This window comes from Granulicella cerasi, from assembly GCF_025685575.1.
Taxonomy (GTDB): domain Bacteria; phylum Acidobacteriota; class Terriglobia; order Terriglobales; family Acidobacteriaceae; genus Granulicella; species Granulicella cerasi.
In genome coordinates this window covers 1-18,507 of record NZ_JAGSYD010000006.1, presented here as the reverse complement: position 1 = coordinate 18,507, position 18,507 = coordinate 1, and the positions used below count along the sequence as shown (strand labels likewise).

The window sequence follows — 18,507 nt, the reverse complement described above, 5'->3', positions numbered from 1 at the left end:
GACAGATAAGACGAATTCCTCGAACCATTAACGGCTAAGATGTTCGCATCAAGACAAACCTCTGAAGACCTCAGGCTTCAGCAAACTCATGTCAAAGGGCCCCCCATGCTGCCTTTCCGTCCTCGCCTTGCGTCGTTCGCTATCCTCGTAGCATCCACCTCTTTTGTCGGCTGCGGCGTGGGCAACCTTGCCACCGCAGGCCCCGCGCAAGGTGTTCGCCTTCAAGGGCACGTCTTCGGCGGCCAACAACCCGTGAAGGGTTCGCATGTCTATCTGCTGGCAGCCAACAAGAGCGGCTATGGCGGCAACGGATACGCGGCCTCCACGAGCAATGCTTCGGTGTCCTTGCTCAATGCAGCCTCGACCGGCACGGCCGACAGCATCGGCGCCTACGTCAGCTCTGACGCAAACGGCAACTTCTCCATCACCGGTGACTACACCTGCCAGCCCGGCCAGCAGGTCTATGTGCTCGCGCGTGGCGGCGACTCCGGCTCCGGCAACAACGCTGAGATTGCCAACGCAGCCGTGCTGGGTGATTGCCCCACCACAGGCAGCTTTCTGGCGAGCGTCCCTTTCGTGAGCGTGAACGAAGTCACCACAGTCGCTGCGGCCTATGCTCTCGCGGGTTTCGCAACGGACGCGACACACATCTCCAGCTCCGGCACTGCGCCTGCGCTGATCGGCATCAAGAACGCTTTTGCCAACGCGAGCAATCTCGCCGATCTCGGCACTGGCTCTGCACTGGCCACCACGCCCGCAGGCAACGGTACCGTGCCGCAGACATTGCTCAACATGCTCGGCAACATCCTTGCCGGCTGCGAAAATACGGCTGACAGCACCGCAACTCCTGCGGCGCCATCATCGACCTGCCAGAGCCTCTTCGCAGCGACACCGACGGCTACCGATACCTTCACTGCGATGATCAATATCGCGCACAATCCGATCGCCAACATCAGTGCTCTCTGCGCACTTAGCAGCTCCACGGCGCCGTTCCAGCCGAGCCTGCCTTGCTCCACAACAGCGCTGCCGAACGACTTCAGCGTCGCGATCTCCTTCGCCGACTCCCACATCAACAATGGAGCGAGCAATGTCGCCATCGACTCACAAGGCAACGTCATCATCGAGGGCAACGCGGCACTCGTGAAGCTGACGTCCCTCGGAGTACCGTACCCCGGTTCGCCTTTCTCGGGCGGAGGCACCACGTACATGGCCATCGATCTGCAAGACAACATCTGGTCGCTCTATCCCGCGGAAAGCAGCAGCGGCGGATCTCTTCATGGACTCTCTGCCTCGGGTGTGACACTCCCGGGCACGCCGTTCGCTTTACCTGTCTCGTCTGCGCCCTTTGATATCGAAGGCGCATCCGGCTTGGCAATCGACGGTGCAGGCAACATCTTCTCGACAGAATCGATCGACTCCGTCATGAACAGCATTCGCATGAGTTACAACGGTACGGCGATCAGTTCAGTCAGCTACCCGCTGCAGGGCACGTCAGACACATACACAAACGCTCTGCGATTCGACTCCTCGAGGAACCTTTGGACCTCTCTCTTTTCAGGATCGAACGTACGCCAGAACGCTGGCACGTACGCCCAGACATCAGGCTTCCCCGTTACTGCAAGCAGAGGTTTCGCATTCAGCGTCGATCGCTCTGGAAGATTCTGGACCTCCGGGAATTCGAATTTCGTCTCGGTTAGCTCCACGGGCACGGTCACCACGATCACTCCAACCAGCTACGCGCCTGGCTTCGATATGACCTTCGACGGCGACAATACACTCTGGATGCCTTACCGAAATGGCAGTCGACTGCAGCACTTCACCAGCGCGGGAGCCAGCATCGTGCCTGGGTTTACCAGCGCCACCGGTCCACAGTACATCGCCATCGACGCATCAGGAGACATTTGGCTCACGCAGAACCTCGGTTCAGCGTCGGCCGTCACAGAAGTCATCGGCGCAGCCGGCCCGGTCACCACTCCCATTGCGCTTTCCGTGAAGAACGGTACCGTCGCAGCTCGCCCATAACCCAAACAGGAGATGGCGCCTGAGTCCTATGCAGTTCTGCATTGACCTCAGGCGCCTTTCTGTTTCCGATCACGAAAGATTCCGCCTGCTGCTACGGCTTGCGCGCAGAAGCGTATGAGCCAATCGGCTCCACGAACGGCTCTACTTCAATCCGCTCATAACGAATCTCGAGCACCTTCAAGTTCTCCTTGCCACCTGGAGCATCGAGCACGACACGATCGCCCTCTGCCGAACGCATAAGCGCGCGTCCTATCGGCGACTGCCAACTTACATGGTTGCGATCAAGGTCCACTTCATCGACGCCAACGATGCAAACCTCGCGCTCATCTCCAGCGGCATTTTCATAAAGCACCGTCGCACCGAAGAACGCCTTCGCCTCTTGCAGCTTCGACCGCGGAGCCTCAGGGTCGATCACATCTGCAGCTTCAATGCGCTTGGACAGAAAGCGAATCCGCCCGTCGATCTGTCGCAGCCTGCGCTTGGCGTATTGATAGTCCGCGTTCTCGCTACGATCCCCCAGACTCGCCGCCCACGCCACGGCCTCCGTCACAGCCGGACGGTCTTTGTTGAGCAAAAACTGGTGCTCCGCCTTCAACCGCTCGAGCCCACCGGGCGTAATGTAGTTCCGCACTGTCGTCGCAGGCACTTCTCGATTCGGTTCTCTCGTAAACCCTTTTCGCATGGCCCTATTCTCTCAGCGTGACGTTCGCTCACGTCTTGATTCATGCCTGATAGGAGAATCCTATCGCTCGATAGACTAGTCTATTCTTTGTTATGAGCAAGCCATCCACACGCGAACGCTTGATCGAAGTCGGCCTGCGTCTTTTGCGCTCTGCAGGCTACTCGGCTGCGGGCATCAACCAGATCCTGCAAGCCGCCGAAATCCCCAAAGGCTCCTTCTACCATCACTTCTCCACCAAGGATGAGTTCGTGATAGAGGTGATCGAGCGCTATGCCACAGGAGAGATGGAACGCTTAGAGCGAAATATCCAGAGCGCCTCCCTTTCTCCGCTCAAGAAGCTGCGGGCTTACTTCAAAGACCTCATTGCAACATACGGTCAACGAGGCGGACCGATATCAGGTTGCTTACTAGGAAACCTCAGCCTTGAGGTGGGCGGCCAAAATGAAGAGATTCGCACTCTTCTTGAAAGCGCATTCTCTGCCTGGCAGAAAGAACTCGCGAAGATAATTCGCGAAGCGATCGACGCGAAGGAACTCCCGAGGACCGTCAGACCCGACGACTTGGCCGCCCTGCTCGTCAACGGCTGGGAAGGTGCACAGGTCCGAGCAAAAGCCACCCAGAGCGACAAACCTCTGGAACTCTTCTTTAACTACACGTTCAACGTTTTGCTGAAGCCATAGCGACCCATTGGGAGGCAAAGCAGATTTTTCTGAATCCATGAACAGACTGGTCTAATCTATGACACCGTAGCTCCCATGTGAGCTCAATTCAACGACCAAGGTGAAATTCATGTCTACTGCAAACTCCAAAGGCACTGTCGTCATCACAGGAGCATCCTCCGGCATTGGCGCCGTCTACGCCGATCGCTTCGCCAAGCGCGGATACAATCTGCTACTCATTGCTCGGGACACAAAGCGTCTCACTTCCATCGCCGACACGCTGACCGCCGAGTACGGCATCGCAGTTGAAACATTGGCCGCCGACCTCACCGACAGGTCGTCGTTGCTTGCGCTCGAGACGAGGCTTAAAGCTGATGACACCATCTCCATCCTGGTCAACAATGCAGGCTTCGGCGGCACGAAATCTCTTACCGACTCCGACGTCGACGAGCTTGAAAACATGATCTTCCTCAACGTCACTGCGTTGACTCGACTCACCGCTGCCGTGCTCCCAAGTCTCATCGCGAAGAAGGCAGGAGCGGTGATCAATATCGCTTCGGTCGTGGCGGTCAACCCGGACGTGCTCAACGGGACTTACAGCGGCTCCAAGGCCTACGTGCTGAGCTTCACGCAGTCGCTCTTTAAGAACCTCAAGGACACCGGCGTACAGGTGCAGGCAGTCCTCCCCGGAGCCACACGAACGGAGTTCTGGGACCGCGCCGGGCTTCCGGTGCATAACCTCCCTGAGAAGAATGTGATGAGCGCCGAGGACTGCGTTGACGCGGCGCTGGTCGCCTTTGACCAGAAGGAACTCGTGACAATCCCAGCTCTTCCCGATGTAGAGGTATGGAACCGCTACGAGCAAGCACGCCTCGCGCTCTACCCGTTCCTCTCCAGCAAAGAAGCAGCACCACGTTACCGCGCATAATCTTAGACATAGAACGCCAGCGAGCAGACACGATCTCTCGCTGGCGAGTCGCTCCTACGCGCCAGCAGAGTTCTGTTACTTGCGATAAGGTGTTCCTTGTTGCACTCACTTCTGCGCCATCTGGAACTCTCGTGAACGAAGAATCAGACGAAGCCACCATCCGCCGTACTCGCGACAATTCCAATCGTGCCATCGCGCGCCGCAACCTCGCCGGTGTCGGAGCTTCACTCGCCGAGGACTATGTCGGCATCATCGGCGACGGCACCTTCGTCGCTTCACGCGCGGAGTATCTGCGCTTGTACAAGCAGGGTTTCGACCAACCGAAGCACGGCCTGACCTACGTACGCACGCCTGACGCGATCCACGTCGCGGAGGACCATTCGCTCGCCGCCGAGCATGGCCGTTGGGTCGCCACACTGCCCTCCGGAGAAGTGGTCTACACCGGCGTCTATTCAGCGATGTGGCGCAATGCGCCATCCGGTTGGATGATCCGCACCGAAACCTTCGTCACTCTTGAGAGTTAACAATAGCGAGGAGTTCGGCTCGTGACCTCTGATGTTTCATCTCTGTTAGCTCTTACCGATTGAGTTCTTAGGGACCTCAGTCCGATCACATCACTCGAGCATGCGCCGCCTCTTCGCCCTCAGCTGACCAACGCGAGTTCGCCCACAGTCATCAACTCCACCACATCTCTGCGGGGCGGCGCTCCAAACTGCCGGCGGTATTCGCGGCTGAACTGCGTCGCGCTCTCATATCCGGTCTCAAATGCTGCTGTCGCGGCGTCCATGCCGTTCATCAACATCAGCCGCCGCGCTTCGAAGAGTCGCAGCTGCTTCTGAAACTGCAGAGGGCTGCTTCCGGTCATCTCGCGGAAGTGATGATGCAGCGTCGACACACCCATGCGAGCATGCTCGGCCAACTCGTCAGTACGAAACGGCTCGCGATAATGGACTCGCAGCCACTCCACAGCACGCGCCACACGATGACTCTGCGAGCCAGTCGTGACGATCTGCCGCAGCATTCCACCCATCGTGCTCGTCAGCAGGCGATACAAAATCTCGCGCTGCAATAACGAAGCCAGCACAGGGATGTCACCGGGCTTCTCGTTCAATCGCACCAGGCGCAGCACGGCATCCATTAACTCCGGCGACATCGGTCCAACCGTCACAGCATGACCGCGCTCGTCACCTTTCACGACATCAAGCTCCGTCATGAGCTCACGCGCCATCTGAAGATCCAGCAACACAGCGCATGCCAGATAAGGCCGCGTGAGTGAAGCCCGCGTAATGCGCGAGAGCGCGGGCACATGGACCGGAGTCAGCAGACAACTCGCCTCGCCGAAGGGGAAGCTTTCTCCTCCGACATCCACGACCTTAGCGCCTTGAGCGACGATCGCAAACGCCGGCTCGTATACCTGGCACGCCCCCACCACAGGCTCATGCCGACGATACAAATGCAGCCCCGGCACGGCCGCCGGAAAGTCTCCTTCTTCCTGCACCTGCTTCGCAATCAACGTCGCCAGCTCCAGCCGCGCCTCGCTCATCCTTTCCCGCTTCGTCTTCATAGCAAGAGGATCAGGCAATCTACCGCACAAATGCAAACCAGAGGCCCAGGTTGGAAATCCTCGAAAGGAGGACGCCGTACGCGGTATCCTCGGAGGGATGACGGTCGAGTCCACGAACGAAGCCAGCGAATCCAAACGAGCGGCGGCCTTAGCCTCGCTGGTGGCGGCCACGGCCATCACGCTGCTGAAGCTCGTCACAGGCGTGCTCACCGGCTCGCTCGGCATGTTCTCCGAAGCCGCGCATTCTGGCATTGATCTCGTAGCTTCCGGCGTGACGTTGCTGGCGGTGCGGGCGTCCGACCGTCCCGCCGACGACGACCACAACTACGGTCACGGCAAGGTCGAAAATCTTTCCGCCGCGTTTGAGATTCTGCTGATGCTCGGATCCTGCGGCTGGATCGCCTATGAAGCCGTGTCGCGCCTGCGTCATCCCGATCATCTCCATCTGGCTTTTTCTCCCTGGCCGTTCGTCGTGCTGGGCTGCAGCATCGCTGTCGACCTCACGCGCTCGCGTGCTCTCCACAAGGCCGCTAAGGAACATCAGTCCGAAGCGCTCGAAGCCGACGCGATCCACTTCGGTACGGACATCTGGTCCGCGTCCGCCGTCATGCTCGGCCTCGCGTGCTCGTATATCGGTCAACGCTTCGGCATCGCCGCCCTGGACTTCGCCGACCCCATCGCCGCTCTCATCGTGGCAGGCATCATCCTCTTCGTTACGCTGCGCCTCGCGCGCATCACCATCGACTCGCTGACAGACGCAACGCCCCTTGAAGTCCGGCAGCAGCGCCACCGCGACATCGTCCGCGAGCTGGAGCGCATCACCGATGTGCTCAGCGTCGAACGCCTGCGCGTGCGTCGTTCAGGGCCGAAGTACTTCGTCGACATGACGCTCGGCCTGCCGCGCAACCTTACCTTCCAGCGCGCCGAGCAGGTCACGCTGGCCGCACGCTATGCCGTGCAGCAGTTTCTGCCAGACGCCGACGTCGTCGTCTCCACGCTCGCAGCAGTTGCGTCCTCGGAGTCTGTCTTCGACCGCGTCCGTGCGGTCGCCGCTCGCGCCAATCTCTCCATCCACGACGTGACCGTGCAGCAGATCGACGGCTCCCTGCATGTGGAACAACACCTCGAAGTGCCGGAGACGATGACGCTGCGCGAGGCACACGATGTGGCCTCCAGGCTCGAAGCCGACATTCGCCATGACGTGCCTGAGGTCCGTTCCCTCCTCACGCACATCGAGAGCGAACCCTCGACGATCGACGAAGCCGCGTCCGGTCCGCCGGCAGCCGCGCTGGAACGCAATTTCCTCAAGGTGGCGCGCGAGTTCCGCGACATTATCGACGTGCACGAGATCCGCGTAACGCGTTCGCACGGCGGCGCCGCGCACGGGCTGCAGATCTCCTGCCACTGCACGCTGCCCGACGGCATGGCCATGGACCGCGTACACGCTGTCATCACCGACCTGGAAGCGGCGTTCCGCCACGACCATCCCGACGTGACCCGCGTGTTCATCCACCCTGAGCCCGCGACCGACAACTGCCACGAAGAGCCCGTCGCGATATCCTTGTCTGCGGACCCAAGATGAAGCGCCTCTTTATCATCGCCTTCACGGCACTGACGATGATCGCCACCATGCTCGTCATGGCTGGCATCACCATGCGCATCGCGCTGCACACCGGCGAGACGGACGTCCCCAGCTTTTCGGGCATGACCGTCTCCGAAGCCACGGACGCCGCCCTGCGCGCCGGCCTCGACCTCACCATCGAAAACAAGTTCTACTCGACGACCGTTCCCACCGGACGCATCCTCTCGCAGGCCCCCGCGGTTGGCTCACAGGTGCGCAAGGGCTGGCAGGTGCGCGTCACCGAATCCCTCGGCCCGCAGCAGGTCACGATTCCGGACGTTGTCGGCAAAACCGAGCGATCGGCCGCGATGGCGATTCGCCGCGATCAGCTTGACCTCGGCACGCTCGCGCACCTCGATGCTCCCGGCGACGCGGACATCGTGCTCGCGCAGACTCCTCCGCCCGACGCTGGCGTTGACCAGCCACGTATTTCCCTGCTGCTCAGTTCTTCGGGATCAGGCGCGTCTGCGGCGTTCGTGTTGCCAAGCTTTGTCGGCCTAAGCTACCCCGCGGCGAACAGGGCCGCCGCCGCGCTCGGTCTGAAGACCGCTCTCATCGGCCAGACCACCACCAATATCGCAGCGACGGCGCTTCCTCCCGGCGCCCACCCCGGTCCCAACGGCACGTTATTGGATGCGGCAGGCGAGCCGATCGCCCGTCCCGCGGCCCCGCCGGATGTGGCGCAAAGCACCGGCCCCTCAGGCCCGGTCGTGAGCCAGTCACCGGAGTCAGGACATCGCGCAAATCGCGGTGACGTGGTGAGGCTCACCTTCTCGCACTTGACCGTGAATGCTCCCGCCGCTGTGACCACAACGGCGCCCACCGAGCACTAAACCACGGCTAAGCCTTTTCGAGAATAGCGGCGAAGAAGCCGTCTCCAGCGAACCCCACCCCCGGAAGCGTGCGCAGGAAGGCGCCGCTCAGGAGGTTCTCCCCCGCCGGCAACTTCAGCTGCATAAGCAGCGGCGCCACAGGGACGATCTTCACGTCGCGTAGGCTGCCAACGACGCGCTCGTTCTCCTCCGGCTCCAGCGAGCAGGTCGAATAAACGATGCGTCCGCCGGGTTCAAGACGGTGGAGGGCGGCAAGCAGGATTTCTCGCTGGCGGGCCGACTGGCGAGCGATGTCCTCGGCCGCAAGGCGCAACTTGATCTCCGGGTTGCGCGCCAACGTTCCGGTGCCCGAGCAAGGCGCATCGATCAGGATGAGATCGAAGCGTCCCTCGGTGGTCGGCAACTTTGCGGCATCCGCGGTACGCGTACGAACACGTCCCGGCAACTCGCGGTCAAGCCGATCGGCCAGACGCTCGCGGCGCTTCGGGCTGGCATCGGTGGCAAGAAACTTGGCCTCCGGCAGACGGTTCGCCAACACCAGGGTCTTGCCGCCGGGCGCCGCGCACGCGTCCCAAACCGACTTCGCCTCAGGCTTGGCGGCCGCAGTCAGTTCAGCCACCAGTCGCGAGCCGTCGTCCATCGGGAACGCCGCATCCGGGAAAAGCTCGCCGGCCGGAGGCTCCACGAGATCATAAGCGCAGATCGTTTCGGTGGCCGCCTTGCCGTAGGTATCTACCCACCGTTTCACCAGCCACGCGGGATGTCCCAGGCGGGCCGCCATCGCGTCGATGGACTCGACCAGCGGACGACGCGGGGTGACGATCTCGGTGGAAAGCTTGCGCAGCAGCGCGTTCACTAAGCCGGCAGCGCCGGGGTGTCCGGCGTGGCGGACAAGCTCCACGCTCTCGCTGATAGCGGCGTGCGCCGGAACCCGATCCATATGCAGCAACTGGAATGCACCAAGGCGAAGCGCATTGGCGACTGGCGAAAGCATTGGCGCGTCGGGCCGTGCGAGTAGCGGGATCAGCCGGTCTTCCAGCGCGAGTTGCTGGCGGAGTGTCCCCATGACCAGCGCGTTGGCGAGTGCCGTGTCCTGTGGTGTGAGCTTGGCCAGCAGCGGCCCATGCAGTAGGTCGTCGGAGTGGGAATCCGAATTTTCCACTGCTTCGAGCACACGGAAAGCGGCCCATCGAGCCGGGCTCACAGGCTTGAGCGGCTGTGGGAAAGCGGGTCGGCGATGACGAGGATCGTTAGCCAACGCGCTCACCCGACTTCACCTGAAAGTCGCGAGCGAACTGCCCGCCTGGCATCGCCGGCTTGCCCTCGAGTTGGACTTCGAGCAGTTCCAGCGCACTGCCATCCGAGGTGCCCATGAGCAGCTTTCCATCGCGAACTTCAAGCGTTCCTGCTGAAACTTTTACTTCAGAAACAAGCGACAATTCTTTCAAAATAAATCGCTTACCACGCAACATGGTGTAGGCCCCGGGCCATGGCTGAAATCCACGCCAACGATTGAATATACACAAGGCGTTCCGCTCGGCAGGATTCGCATTTCCATCTTCCCGGGTGAGTTGCGGAGCAAGCGTGGCCTCCGAGTCATCCTGCTTCTGACGCTGGATCGTCCCCGCCTCGAGCCCTGCGAGGGTTTCCACAAGGGCAGAAGCGCCGACCTCGGAGAGCTGTGGAAAAAGTTCGGCGGAGGTTGCGGTCGTCGGAATCGCCAGACGGCGCTCCAAGAGCATGTCGCCAGTGTCGAGGCCCTCGTTGAGCAACATCGTGGTCACGCCGGTCTCGGCTTCGCCGTTGGCCACCGCCCATTGGATGGGTGCCGCACCGCGGTACTTCGGCAGCAGCGATCCATGGACGTTGATGTTGCCGAAGCGCGGCAATTCGAGCATCCAGGTAGGGATCAGTTTGCCGTAGGCGACGACGCAGATCGCATCGGGAGCGATTTCCCTCAGTTGGGACTCGATTTCCACATTGTTCCGCAGCTTGTCCGGCTGCGCGACCGCCAGTCCCTGCTCCAGGGCGAACTGCTTCACCGACGAAGGGCGCAGTGCCATGCCTCGGCCGGCGGGCTTGTCGGGCTGCGTCAGCACGAGGGCGACCTCGTGCCCGGCCGCCAACACGGCCTTCAGGCTGGGGACGGCAAAAAGCGGGGTTCCACAGAAAACGAGCTTCACAAACGCCTCCGGTACTACTTCCAGTCGCCGTTGCGAATCAGCTTCTTGATGCGGCGCAGGACAAGATCGCGCTTGAGACGGCTAAGGTGATCGATGAAGAGGATGCCGTGAAGATGATCGATCTCGTGCTGCATCGCACGGGCCAGCAACTCCTCACCATCTACTTCAAAGAATTCCCCTTTCGTATTCTGAGCACGGACTTTAACCCACTCCGCACGTTGAACTTTTTCACGAATATCGGGAAGGCTCAGGCAGCCCTCCTCTTCGTTCAGGCGGCCTTCGCGCTCGATGATCACCGGATTCACGAGCACAAGCTTGTCTTCCGGACGCTCCTTGAAAGAGACATCGATGACCGTCAGCTGCTTCGGAATGCCGATTTGTGGCGCGGCAAGGCCGATGCCCTCCGAAACGTACATCGACTCGAACATCTCCTCAACCAGCTGGTCGAGCTCGGGGCCGAACTCGGTGACGGGGTCGGCTTCCTTCAGCAGGACGGGGTCGGGGTACAGAACGACCTTGTGAATTTTGACGCCCTTCTTGGGGACGTGGGGGCGGCGCGGCTCGTGTTCGCTCATCTAGAAGTTCCGGATCTGATCTTTGTAGCTGTCGAAGTTGCGCTTCAACTCGCGGAGGCTGTCGCCGCCAAATTTGTCGATAACGAGGCGCGCTACGGTCAGCGCAACCATCGCTTCCCCGGCCACGCCCGCGGCCGGGACCACGCAGACATCCGAACGTTCGTAGGCGGCCTTCGTCTCCTCGCGGGTGTCAAAGGAGACGCTGGGAAGCGGACGACGCAGTGTGGAAATCGGCTTGAGATATCCACGGACGACGAGGTCCTGACCGTTAGAGATGCCGCCTTCGATGCCACCCGCATTGTTGCGCTCACGGGTAAATCGAGTGAAGCCGTCGCCGGAGCCTTCTTCGGCGTAAGCAATGGCGTCGTGAACCTGCGAGCCGGGGGTGCTGGCTGCGGTGACGCCGCGGCCGAGTTCGACCGCCTTCACTGCCTGGAGGCTCATCAGCGCCTGTGCGAGCAGGCCGTCGAGGCGCTCGTCCCAGTTCACGTGGGTGCCCACGCCCGGAGGCAGGCCGTGAACGACCACCTCAAAGACGCCGCCGACGGTATCGCCGGTGCGCAGCGCCTGATCCACCTGAGACTTCATGCGAGCTTCCGCCTCGGGATCGACGCAGGCCAACAGCACGGTTTCGCGCTCGCGGATCGTGCGAATCTCCTCAAAGCTGGCATCGCGGCCGAGCTCTTCCGTGCCAACGCGAATGACATGGCTGGCGACTTCGATGCCGAGTTCGCGAAGAAGCATCTGGGCCAAAGCACCACAGGCCACGCGAGCGGCAGATTCTCTAGCACTCGCCCTTTCAAGGATATAGCGTGCATCCTTGAAGTCATACTTGAGAGCACCGGGGAGATCCGCATGACCCGGGCGGGGGCTGGCGACAGCCTTGTGCTTCTCCGCGTCACCTTCGCTCACCGGAAGAATTTCTTCCCAGTTCTTCCAATCGTTATTCGCAAGCGTCATCGCGACCGGCGAGCCGATCGTCTTACCGTGGCGCACGCCGGAGAGGATATGCGCGGCGTCCTTCTCGATGCGCATGCGGCCGCCACGACCGTAGCCCTGCTGACGGCGCCACAGTTCACGGCTGAGGTACTCCTGATCGACCGGCACACCGGCCGGTAGTCCACTTACCAGTGCCACGAGCGCTTCGCCGTGACTCTCTCCTGCTGTCGAAAACCTGAGCATAACCCTGTAAGTATAAAGGCTCAGGCGGTGGGATGCGGGCCGATTAGAGGTCGAAGAGCGAGATGGTGGCTTCGGGCTCGGGTTCGACGGTGCGCTCAGGGCGAAGGCTGGCCGCGGCTTCCTCCGCGACGAAGGCTTGCGAGTTGAAGAGCGCGCGGTCCATGGAACGAACCCAGTCGGTGGTCTCGTCGACCTTCTTGCCTGCCGAGCGGCTGGCGGCGAACTCGCTGCGAAGCGTCTGGAACTTGGCCTCGAGGTCGTCGAGGGTCGAGAGCAGCAGCGCCTCCGGCGTCATGGGGAGCTTGGGCGAGCCGAACTCCAGCTTGCCGTGGTGAGCAAGGATCATGTGCTCGAGCACGATGCGCAGGCGAAGCGGGAACGGTTCGGCTCCCGGCTCGGCGTTGAGCTGGGCGATCTTTTCAGCGATCATGCTCGCGCCGATGGAGATGTGGCCGATGAGCTGACCTTCGATGGTGTAGCCGAAGTTCGTCTTCCAGCTCAGCTCCCGGACCTTGCCCATGTCGTGCAGGATGGCACCGGTGAGAAGCAGGTCGGGGTCGACCTCCGGATAGAACGGCACGGTCGCGCGGCAGACGCGGACAAGGTAGAGGACGTGTTCGAGCAGGCCGCCAATCCACGCATGGTGGAGACGCTTGGCGGCGGGGGCGACGCGGAAGAGCGGACCGATTTCGGGGTCGTCCAGGAAGCTGAGGACAAGCCGCTGAAGGTGCTGGTTGGTAAACGCGGCGACGTACCCGCGAAGCTCGGCGTCCATCTCAGCGATGTCGTACTGGGTCGTCGGCTGGAAATCGGCGCTGTCGATCTCGGATTCAGCGGCGGAGCGAAGCTTCTGCAGCGTGATCTGGAACTTGCCCTGATACTTCGAGACGGTTCCCTGTGCTTTGACGTAGCAGCCCTCGGAGCAGGAAGCGATGACGTCGGCGAAGTCGTCCCACATGCGCGCTTCAAAGCTGCCGGTTTTGTCGGCGAGCGTGATGGCGAGGTAGGTGCCGCCGCCCTTGCGGTCGCGCTGGCTGATGGCGGCGAGGACGAAGTAGCTGGTGATCGCCTGGTTCTCAAAACGCGCGGCGTCGCTGATGAAAAAGTCTTTCATGGCTGGGTCGATTGTAAGGCCGCAGGCTGTGCGGCAAAAGCAAACGGCCTGCACGAGGCGGGCCGTTCGAAGTGGTGGATGAACGTCTTACTGCGGCGGAACCGGAGTGGTTGCCGGAGCATTCGGGTCAGCCGACGTCACCTTCGGGATCGGCTGGCCGACCGGCGAAGAGTTCGGCGCGCCCTGCGATGCGGGAGGCAGCGTGGTCTGGTCCGAAGGGTTGGTCTTCGGAGCCGGCTTCACAACCGGAGCCGCGAGGTTCGGGTTCACCGTCGGGTCAACCACCACAGGCTTGCTGGCTTCCACCTGCTTGGCCGGACGTTCTGTAATGCGCTCGATCGGATCGCCCTTCTTGCGCTTCTTCTTCTTCTTGCGTGTGTCGCCGTTCAGTCCCAGAGCTTCCGCACGATAGGTCTCGTCGGACTTCTCCTGCGCAGTTGCCTGCTTCGGCTGCTTCGCCAGGTGAGCGTTCGCGGTCTTCAGCTTGTTGACGGCACGGTTCGCCTCAACCTCACGTTCGCGATCGGTGAAGCGCGACTTCTTATCCGTCGTCGGACGCTGATCGAGCGGGTTGTCCATATCGCCACCGGTACCGGAGGAGATGATCGTGCTGCTCTGCGTCGGAGCCATCGCTACGCCGGGCGCCTGCCCTGAGAGCGGCGCATTCTCTTCAACCGCTGCGGCAGCAATGCCCGTCGGCAGTGCGTTGCGAGGGGCCTGACCGTAGCGCACCTTCTCGCGACGAATCTTCTTCTGCTTCACCGGAGCCGCTACGTCCTTGTTGCCTGCGCGGCGAGCCTGCTCAGCAGCCTTTGCCTGTTCCTTCTCGCGAACCTTTTCACGCGACGCCTGCAGCGCTGCAGCAGCTTCTTCGCGCTTCTTCTGCTCGATGCGCTGCTTCTCCACGACCTTCTTCTTCGGAGCGGGAGGAACGTACGCCGTGAAGGTGGGCTTCGATTCCTTACGGTCCGAGCCTGTATCGACGAAGCCGGGCTTGATGTCGATGTACGCTTCGTCGCGGGCCTTGGTCAGGTATGCACGCAGCGCAGGCTGCAGCGCGCTCATGTAGATACCTTCCTGAACCTGCTGCTCCACGTCCTTCAACGGAGGAATGCCCGACTGCTGATGGCTGTCCACACGGAGAATCACGAAGCCCTGACGCGTACGGATCGGAGCGGTGTATCCACCGACCGGGAGATCAAAGGTCGCCTTCTCCAGCACATCGCCCAGCGTGCCGCGCTTGAAGTCGCCAAGGTCGCCACCGGCCGAAGCCGTGGGACCACCGGAAACCTTCTTCGCGAGTTCTGCGAAATTCGCTCCCGCCTTGAGCTGTGCTGCGGCGGCGTCCGCCTTCTTCTGCGCTTCAGCCACCTGCGCATCGGTCGCGTTATCCGCGGTCGGAATCAGGATTTCGCTGAGGTGAAGCTGCTCCGGCGTGCGGAACTCTTCTTTGTGCGCGTCGTAGTAGGTCTGTTCGGAGCCGTGGGTCATGCGGATCGAGCGGCCCACCTCTTCCTGCACGACACGCTGCGAGACGGCGCGGTCCTTGATGGACTGCTTGAAATCTTCGAAGGAAATCCCCTGCTGTTCGGCGGCCTTCTGCAAGGCTTCCATCGAGTCCAGGTGGTTCTGCTTACGCAGTTCGTCGAGCTGGCGCAGCGCCTCGGCGTCGCCGGTGATTCCCAGCTCCTTGCCTTTCGAGAGCAGGATCTGCTGGTCGATCATGTCGCGCAGCATGTTGCGCTGGCGGTCTTCGAGGTCAGCTGCGGACCCGTTCTGCTGCTGAGCTTCCTGCAGCAGGCTCTGCTGCGCACGCTCGTACTCAGTGCGCGTGATGATGCGATCGTTCACACGCGCGATCACGTCTTCGACGACACTGCCATTCGGTGTGATCGGCGTGGCTGCCGGAATGTTCGGCAAGTGAAGCTGTGGTGCGGTCGGAAACTGCGAACCGGGAACGGGATAGCGCGAGGCAGCGCCCGTCTGTTGCGCCAGCAGCGCGGAAGCCGCGCAGCTTAACAAAAATGCGGTGGCCGTTACCCGCAGCACTTGAACACGACCAGTTTTCACAACGCCCATCTGCTTCTCGGTCATTCTTCCCTTTGCTGATTATTGACCGCGCTCCGGGCGCAACGTCACCAGCTTCCTCCCATTGTAGAGGAGAAGTAGCGGAAAGGCGCTGGCGAAGGCGAGGGTTTTGCCGAGCGCGCGGCACGCACCTATCGAAACGCATATACTTACGTCCAATCAGCACGGTTCTGCCGTGCTCTCGTTTTCCCTGAGGATTTGCTGCCCCATGCCCAGCCGCACCCGACGCGCTCTTTTTGCCTCCACCATCTTTCTTTCGGCCTGCGCCGTCACCGGCTCCGTGCTCGGCGGCCACGTTGCGGCGCAGTCGGCCTCCGATGAGTCCAACCTGCGCGACTCCATGAAGAGCTTCACCGACGCCTACGCGATCGTTGAGGCAAACTACGCCGACAAGCTGAAGACTGACCAGGTGGACAAGGCGATTTACGACGGCGCCATCCCCGGCATGTTGGACACGCTGGACCCGCACTCCAACTTCTTTGACCCGAAGGCCTACGCGAAGATGCGCGAAGACCAGACCGGCAAGTACTTCGGTGTGGGCATGACCATTCAGCCGCAAGGCACGAAGATCGTGGTCGTAGCACCGTTTGAAGGCACGCCTTCTTATCGCGCTGGCATCCGTCCGGGCGACGTGATCCTTTCGGTAGATGGCAAGACGACCGAGAAGATGGATTCGGCGGATGTCGCGAATCTTTTGAAGGGGCCGCGCGGCACGCATGTTGTTGTGGTGATGGCGCGCGAGGGATCGGAGAAGCCGCTGAGCTTTGATCTCATCCGTGACGAGATCCCGCACCTCACCGTCGATCTGGCATACGAGATCAAGCCGCACATCGGCTACGTCCACATCGCCAGCTTTAGCTCCGAGACGACCGCACGCGAGTTTCAGGACGCGCTCGACAAGTTTGGTCCGGAGACGCAGGGCCTGCTGATCGACCTGCGTGGCAACCCCGGCGGCCTGCTCAACATGGCCGTCGACATCAGCGACAAGTTCCTGCAGAAGGGACAGATCGTGGTGTCACAGCGCGGACGCGCGTTCCCGGACCAGGTCTATCGCGCACCGCATGGCTCGGACGCCAAGTTCCCTGTCGTGATCCTGGTGAACCGCAACACAGCTTCGGCGGCGGAGATCCTCTCCGGCGCGCTGCAGGACCATGACCGCGCCCTCATCGTCGGTGAGACGACCTTCGGCAAGGGCCTCGTGCAGACGGTCTTCCCGATCAGCGAAAACACAGGTCTGGCGCTGACGACTTACCACTACTTCACGCCGTCGGGTCGTCTGATCCAGCGTGACTACTCGGGCGAGTCGCGCTTCGACTACTTCTACATTCGCGAGGACGCAGCACCGGCGAACAACACCAATAAGGAAGTGAAGCTCACCGACTCCGGCCGCACCATGTACGGCGGCGGCGGCATCACGCCGGACGAGAAGATTCCTGAGTTGAAGAGCAATCACCAGCAGGACGTGCTGCTGATGAAGTACGCGTTCTTCAACTACAGCAAGCACTACCTGGCGACACACGCCTCGGTGCCGCGCGACTTCGTGGTGGATGACGCGGTCATGAATGACTTCAAGAGCTTCCTGAAGGAAAACAAGATCGAGTACACGGACGCCGACATCGCGACGAACCTGGACTGGATCAAGTCGAGCATCAAGGCGGAGCTCTTCACCGCGCAGTTCGGCCAGACGCAGGGCATGAAGGTGCGCGCTGACTGGGACCCGCAGATCGCGAAGGCCCTGACGTACATGCCCGAGGCACTGGCGCTCTACGAGCACAAACTGCCCACACAACAGGGCGGCGCGAAGCAAACCGCCAGCAACTAGCTTCAGCTCCACAACGGAAAGGGCCGCCTGTCATCAGGCGGCCCTTTCCGTTGCGTCTTATACGTTGGAGCGGGAGACCGGGATCGAACCGGCGACATTCAGCTTGGGAAGCTGACGTTCTGCCACTGAACTACTCCCGCAAGTCATTCACAATCAACAACTTACGCGTTTTGCGCAACCCCACAAAACCCCACAACACCCGAATTATACGCATGAAACGGGTGGAAATGGGGCAAATCTCAGTATTAGAGAGTCGAGGGTGCAAAAATGGCGGATACATATCAACGCGGCAGTATACGGAAGGTAGACCGGGCGAAGGGCAAGAAGGTTTGGGAGTGGCGTTATCGGGTCAGGGGGAAGATGTATCAACGTACCTTTGCCTGTAGTGAGTTCCCCGCGAAGAAGGACATCTGGGCGCACGTCGATACGCTCGCTAAGACGGTCAACGAACAACAGGTGGTGGTCAAGACACCAGACCCGACGATGTCGATGTTGATGGTCAAATACATGACCAAGCAACTACCCGAGCTGGCGAAATCTACTCGCGATACAGATAAATCAATGCTCCGGGTTCACTTCTTCCCCCGTTGGGAACTAGTCAAGATCAAAGACGTACACGCCGAAGAGGTCGAGGACTGGATCAAACAGTTGAAGGGTGCTGACGGTAAACCTCTCTCACCTTCTAGCAAGGGACGGGCGCGGCGATTGATGAAACAGTTGATCGACCGGGCAATGTTCTGGAGGCTCTTACCGGTACAGGAGAACCCCATCAAACTAGTCCGTATCAAGGGTGTGACTAAGCGACAGAAGCCCATCGTCATCCTGCCCATTGCGGGGGTAAACAAACTCATCGCCGCGATGCAGCAGCCATACTCGTTGATGGTCTACGTCGCCGCGTCTCTCGGCCTCCGTGTGGAAGAGGTGCTCCCTCTTCAATGGGGTGACTTCGACTTCGATAACCTAACGCTCACCATCAAACGAGCGTATACGCACGGTGAGCTAAAGGTTGCGAAGACAGATGCGTCCAATGCGACCCTCCCCATCACACAAACCCTCTCTGATGCCCTTCTTGAGCACAAGAAGACGAGTAAGAGCTGGTCTGCCCGGCGTTTTTTGTACCAGTCTGAGTGATAGAGACTGAGTACAAGGAGCTTGATATGCCGAGGGGCAAGAAGCATAGTGCGGAGCAGGTAGTGAACCTGCTGCGTCAGATTGAAGTGGCGGTTGCGAACGG

At 60.9% G+C, this 18,507-nt stretch carries 16 protein-coding genes and 1 tRNA gene; 8 read left to right on the top strand and 9 right to left on the bottom strand.

Annotated elements, in window-relative coordinates; genetic code table 11:
- Nucleotides 1–105 precede the first annotated feature (105 nt).
- Nucleotides 106–2,022 carry an NHL repeat-containing protein gene (locus tag OHL11_RS16295; protein WP_263372602.1) on the top strand — a complete coding sequence of 639 codons (1,917 nt, stop codon included), beginning with the start codon at nucleotides 106–108 and terminating at the stop codon, nucleotides 2,020–2,022.
- A 91-nt stretch (nucleotides 2,023–2,113) separates the two neighbouring features.
- On the opposite strand, the gene greB is transcribed toward OHL11_RS16295, so the two are convergent.
- Complete coding sequence (greB, locus tag OHL11_RS16290; protein WP_263372601.1) at nucleotides 2,114–2,668, bottom strand: transcription elongation factor GreB; 555 nt, start codon at nucleotides 2,666–2,668, stop codon at nucleotides 2,114–2,116.
- A gap of 128 nt (nucleotides 2,669–2,796) precedes the next feature.
- Here greB and OHL11_RS16285 point away from each other — a divergent pair, with 128 nt between their 5' ends.
- The 3 genes from OHL11_RS16285 to OHL11_RS16275 all read left to right on the top strand — a co-directional run bounded on the left by OHL11_RS16285 (nucleotide 2,797) and on the right by OHL11_RS16275 (nucleotide 4,815).
- Entirely contained in the window at nucleotides 2,797–3,384 is a 588-nt protein-coding gene (locus OHL11_RS16285; protein WP_263372600.1) for a TetR/AcrR family transcriptional regulator, read from the top strand.
- A 109-nt stretch (nucleotides 3,385–3,493) separates the two neighbouring features.
- Nucleotides 3,494–4,291, top strand: a complete 798-nt coding sequence (locus OHL11_RS16280) for an SDR family NAD(P)-dependent oxidoreductase (protein WP_263372599.1) — start codon at nucleotides 3,494–3,496, stop codon at nucleotides 4,289–4,291.
- 131 nt (nucleotides 4,292–4,422) lie between these two features.
- The gene (locus OHL11_RS16275; RefSeq protein ID WP_263372598.1) at nucleotides 4,423–4,815 is read left to right on the top strand and encodes a YybH family protein; all 393 of its coding nucleotides are present in this window, start codon (nucleotides 4,423–4,425) and stop codon (nucleotides 4,813–4,815) included.
- Nucleotides 4,816–4,934: 119 nt separating this feature from the next.
- On the opposite strand, the gene OHL11_RS16270 is transcribed toward OHL11_RS16275, so the two are convergent.
- Entirely contained in the window at nucleotides 4,935–5,855 is a 921-nt protein-coding gene (locus tag OHL11_RS16270) for an AraC family transcriptional regulator (protein ID WP_263372597.1), read from the bottom strand.
- Between the two features lie 97 nt (nucleotides 5,856–5,952).
- Between OHL11_RS16270 and OHL11_RS16265 the strand changes: the two genes are divergently transcribed.
- Together OHL11_RS16265 and OHL11_RS16260 are read left to right on the top strand one after the other, a co-directional pair.
- Entirely contained in the window at nucleotides 5,953–7,437 is a 1,485-nt protein-coding gene (locus tag OHL11_RS16265) for a cation-efflux pump (RefSeq protein WP_263372596.1), read from the top strand.
- Nucleotides 7,434–8,309: a PASTA domain-containing protein gene (locus OHL11_RS16260; protein WP_263372595.1), complete on the top strand. Its 876-nt coding sequence runs from the start codon at nucleotides 7,434–7,436 to the stop codon at nucleotides 8,307–8,309. Before OHL11_RS16265 ends, OHL11_RS16260 begins: the two co-directional genes overlap by 4 nt.
- A gap of 7 nt (nucleotides 8,310–8,316) precedes the next feature.
- Here the strand turns inward: OHL11_RS16260 and OHL11_RS16255 are convergent, their stop codons facing one another.
- From OHL11_RS16255 to OHL11_RS16230, 6 genes are all read right to left on the bottom strand, one after another.
- Nucleotides 8,317–9,576 carry a transcription antitermination factor NusB gene (locus OHL11_RS16255; protein ID WP_263372594.1) on the bottom strand — a complete coding sequence of 420 codons (1,260 nt, stop codon included), beginning with the start codon at nucleotides 9,574–9,576 and terminating at the stop codon, nucleotides 8,317–8,319.
- Entirely contained in the window at nucleotides 9,560–10,492 is a 933-nt protein-coding gene (gene fmt / locus OHL11_RS16250) for a methionyl-tRNA formyltransferase (RefSeq protein WP_263372593.1), read from the bottom strand. The genes OHL11_RS16255 and fmt overlap by 17 nt, the downstream gene beginning before the upstream one ends.
- A 14-nt stretch (nucleotides 10,493–10,506) precedes the next feature.
- The gene (gene def, locus OHL11_RS16245) at nucleotides 10,507–11,067 is read right to left on the bottom strand and encodes a peptide deformylase (RefSeq protein ID WP_263372592.1); all 561 of its coding nucleotides are present in this window, start codon (nucleotides 11,065–11,067) and stop codon (nucleotides 10,507–10,509) included.
- Nucleotides 11,068–12,249: a chorismate synthase gene (aroC, locus tag OHL11_RS16240; RefSeq protein WP_263372591.1), complete on the bottom strand. Its 1,182-nt coding sequence runs from the start codon at nucleotides 12,247–12,249 to the stop codon at nucleotides 11,068–11,070.
- Between the two features lie 43 nt (nucleotides 12,250–12,292).
- On the bottom strand, nucleotides 12,293–13,363 hold the full coding sequence (locus OHL11_RS16235; RefSeq protein ID WP_263372590.1) for a 3'-5' exoribonuclease YhaM family protein: 1,071 nt from the start codon (nucleotides 13,361–13,363) through the stop codon (nucleotides 12,293–12,295).
- 87 nt (nucleotides 13,364–13,450) lie between these two features.
- Nucleotides 13,451–15,457, bottom strand: a complete 2,007-nt coding sequence (locus OHL11_RS16230; RefSeq protein ID WP_263372589.1) for a peptidylprolyl isomerase — start codon at nucleotides 15,455–15,457, stop codon at nucleotides 13,451–13,453.
- A 202-nt stretch (nucleotides 15,458–15,659) separates the two neighbouring features.
- Between OHL11_RS16230 and OHL11_RS16225 the strand changes: the two genes are divergently transcribed.
- A complete protein-coding gene (locus OHL11_RS16225) occupies nucleotides 15,660–17,273 on the top strand; it encodes a S41 family peptidase (protein WP_263372588.1) in 1,614 nt (537 codons plus the stop codon).
- 65 nt (nucleotides 17,274–17,338) lie between these two features.
- Here OHL11_RS16225 and OHL11_RS16220 read toward each other — a convergent pair.
- Nucleotides 17,339–17,413: transfer RNA gene (locus OHL11_RS16220), tRNA-Gly, on the bottom strand.
- Between the two features lie 127 nt (nucleotides 17,414–17,540).
- Here OHL11_RS16220 and OHL11_RS16215 point away from each other — a divergent pair.
- Complete coding sequence (locus OHL11_RS16215) at nucleotides 17,541–18,404, top strand: tyrosine-type recombinase/integrase (RefSeq protein ID WP_263372587.1); 864 nt, start codon at nucleotides 17,541–17,543, stop codon at nucleotides 18,402–18,404.
- The last annotated feature ends 103 nt before the right edge of the window (nucleotides 18,405–18,507 follow it).

Excerpts from the sequence above, each read along its gene's own strand:
- OHL11_RS16295 (WP_263372602.1), top strand. The coding sequence starts at position 106 with ATGCTGCCTTTCCGTCCTCGCCTTGCGTCGTTCGCTATCCTCGTAGCA.
- OHL11_RS16230 (WP_263372589.1), bottom strand. The coding sequence starts at position 15,457 with ATGACCGAGAAGCAGATGGGCGTTGTGAAAACTGGTCGTGTTCAAGTG.
- OHL11_RS16215 (WP_263372587.1), top strand. The coding sequence starts at position 17,541 with ATGGCGGATACATATCAACGCGGCAGTATACGGAAGGTAGACCGGGCG.
- OHL11_RS16285 (WP_263372600.1), top strand. The coding sequence starts at position 2,797 with ATGAGCAAGCCATCCACACGCGAACGCTTGATCGAAGTCGGCCTGCGT.
- OHL11_RS16270 (WP_263372597.1), bottom strand. The coding sequence starts at position 5,855 with ATGAAGACGAAGCGGGAAAGGATGAGCGAGGCGCGGCTGGAGCTGGCG.
- OHL11_RS16225 (WP_263372588.1), top strand. The coding sequence starts at position 15,660 with ATGCCCAGCCGCACCCGACGCGCTCTTTTTGCCTCCACCATCTTTCTT.
- OHL11_RS16280 (WP_263372599.1), top strand. The coding sequence starts at position 3,494 with ATGTCTACTGCAAACTCCAAAGGCACTGTCGTCATCACAGGAGCATCC.
- OHL11_RS16235 (WP_263372590.1), bottom strand. The coding sequence starts at position 13,363 with ATGAAAGACTTTTTCATCAGCGACGCCGCGCGTTTTGAGAACCAGGCG.
- OHL11_RS16260 (WP_263372595.1), top strand. The coding sequence starts at position 7,434 with ATGAAGCGCCTCTTTATCATCGCCTTCACGGCACTGACGATGATCGCC.
- aroC (WP_263372591.1), bottom strand. The coding sequence starts at position 12,249 with ATGCTCAGGTTTTCGACAGCAGGAGAGAGTCACGGCGAAGCGCTCGTG.
- def (WP_263372592.1), bottom strand. The coding sequence starts at position 11,067 with ATGAGCGAACACGAGCCGCGCCGCCCCCACGTCCCCAAGAAGGGCGTC.
- OHL11_RS16265 (WP_263372596.1), top strand. The coding sequence starts at position 5,953 with ATGACGGTCGAGTCCACGAACGAAGCCAGCGAATCCAAACGAGCGGCG.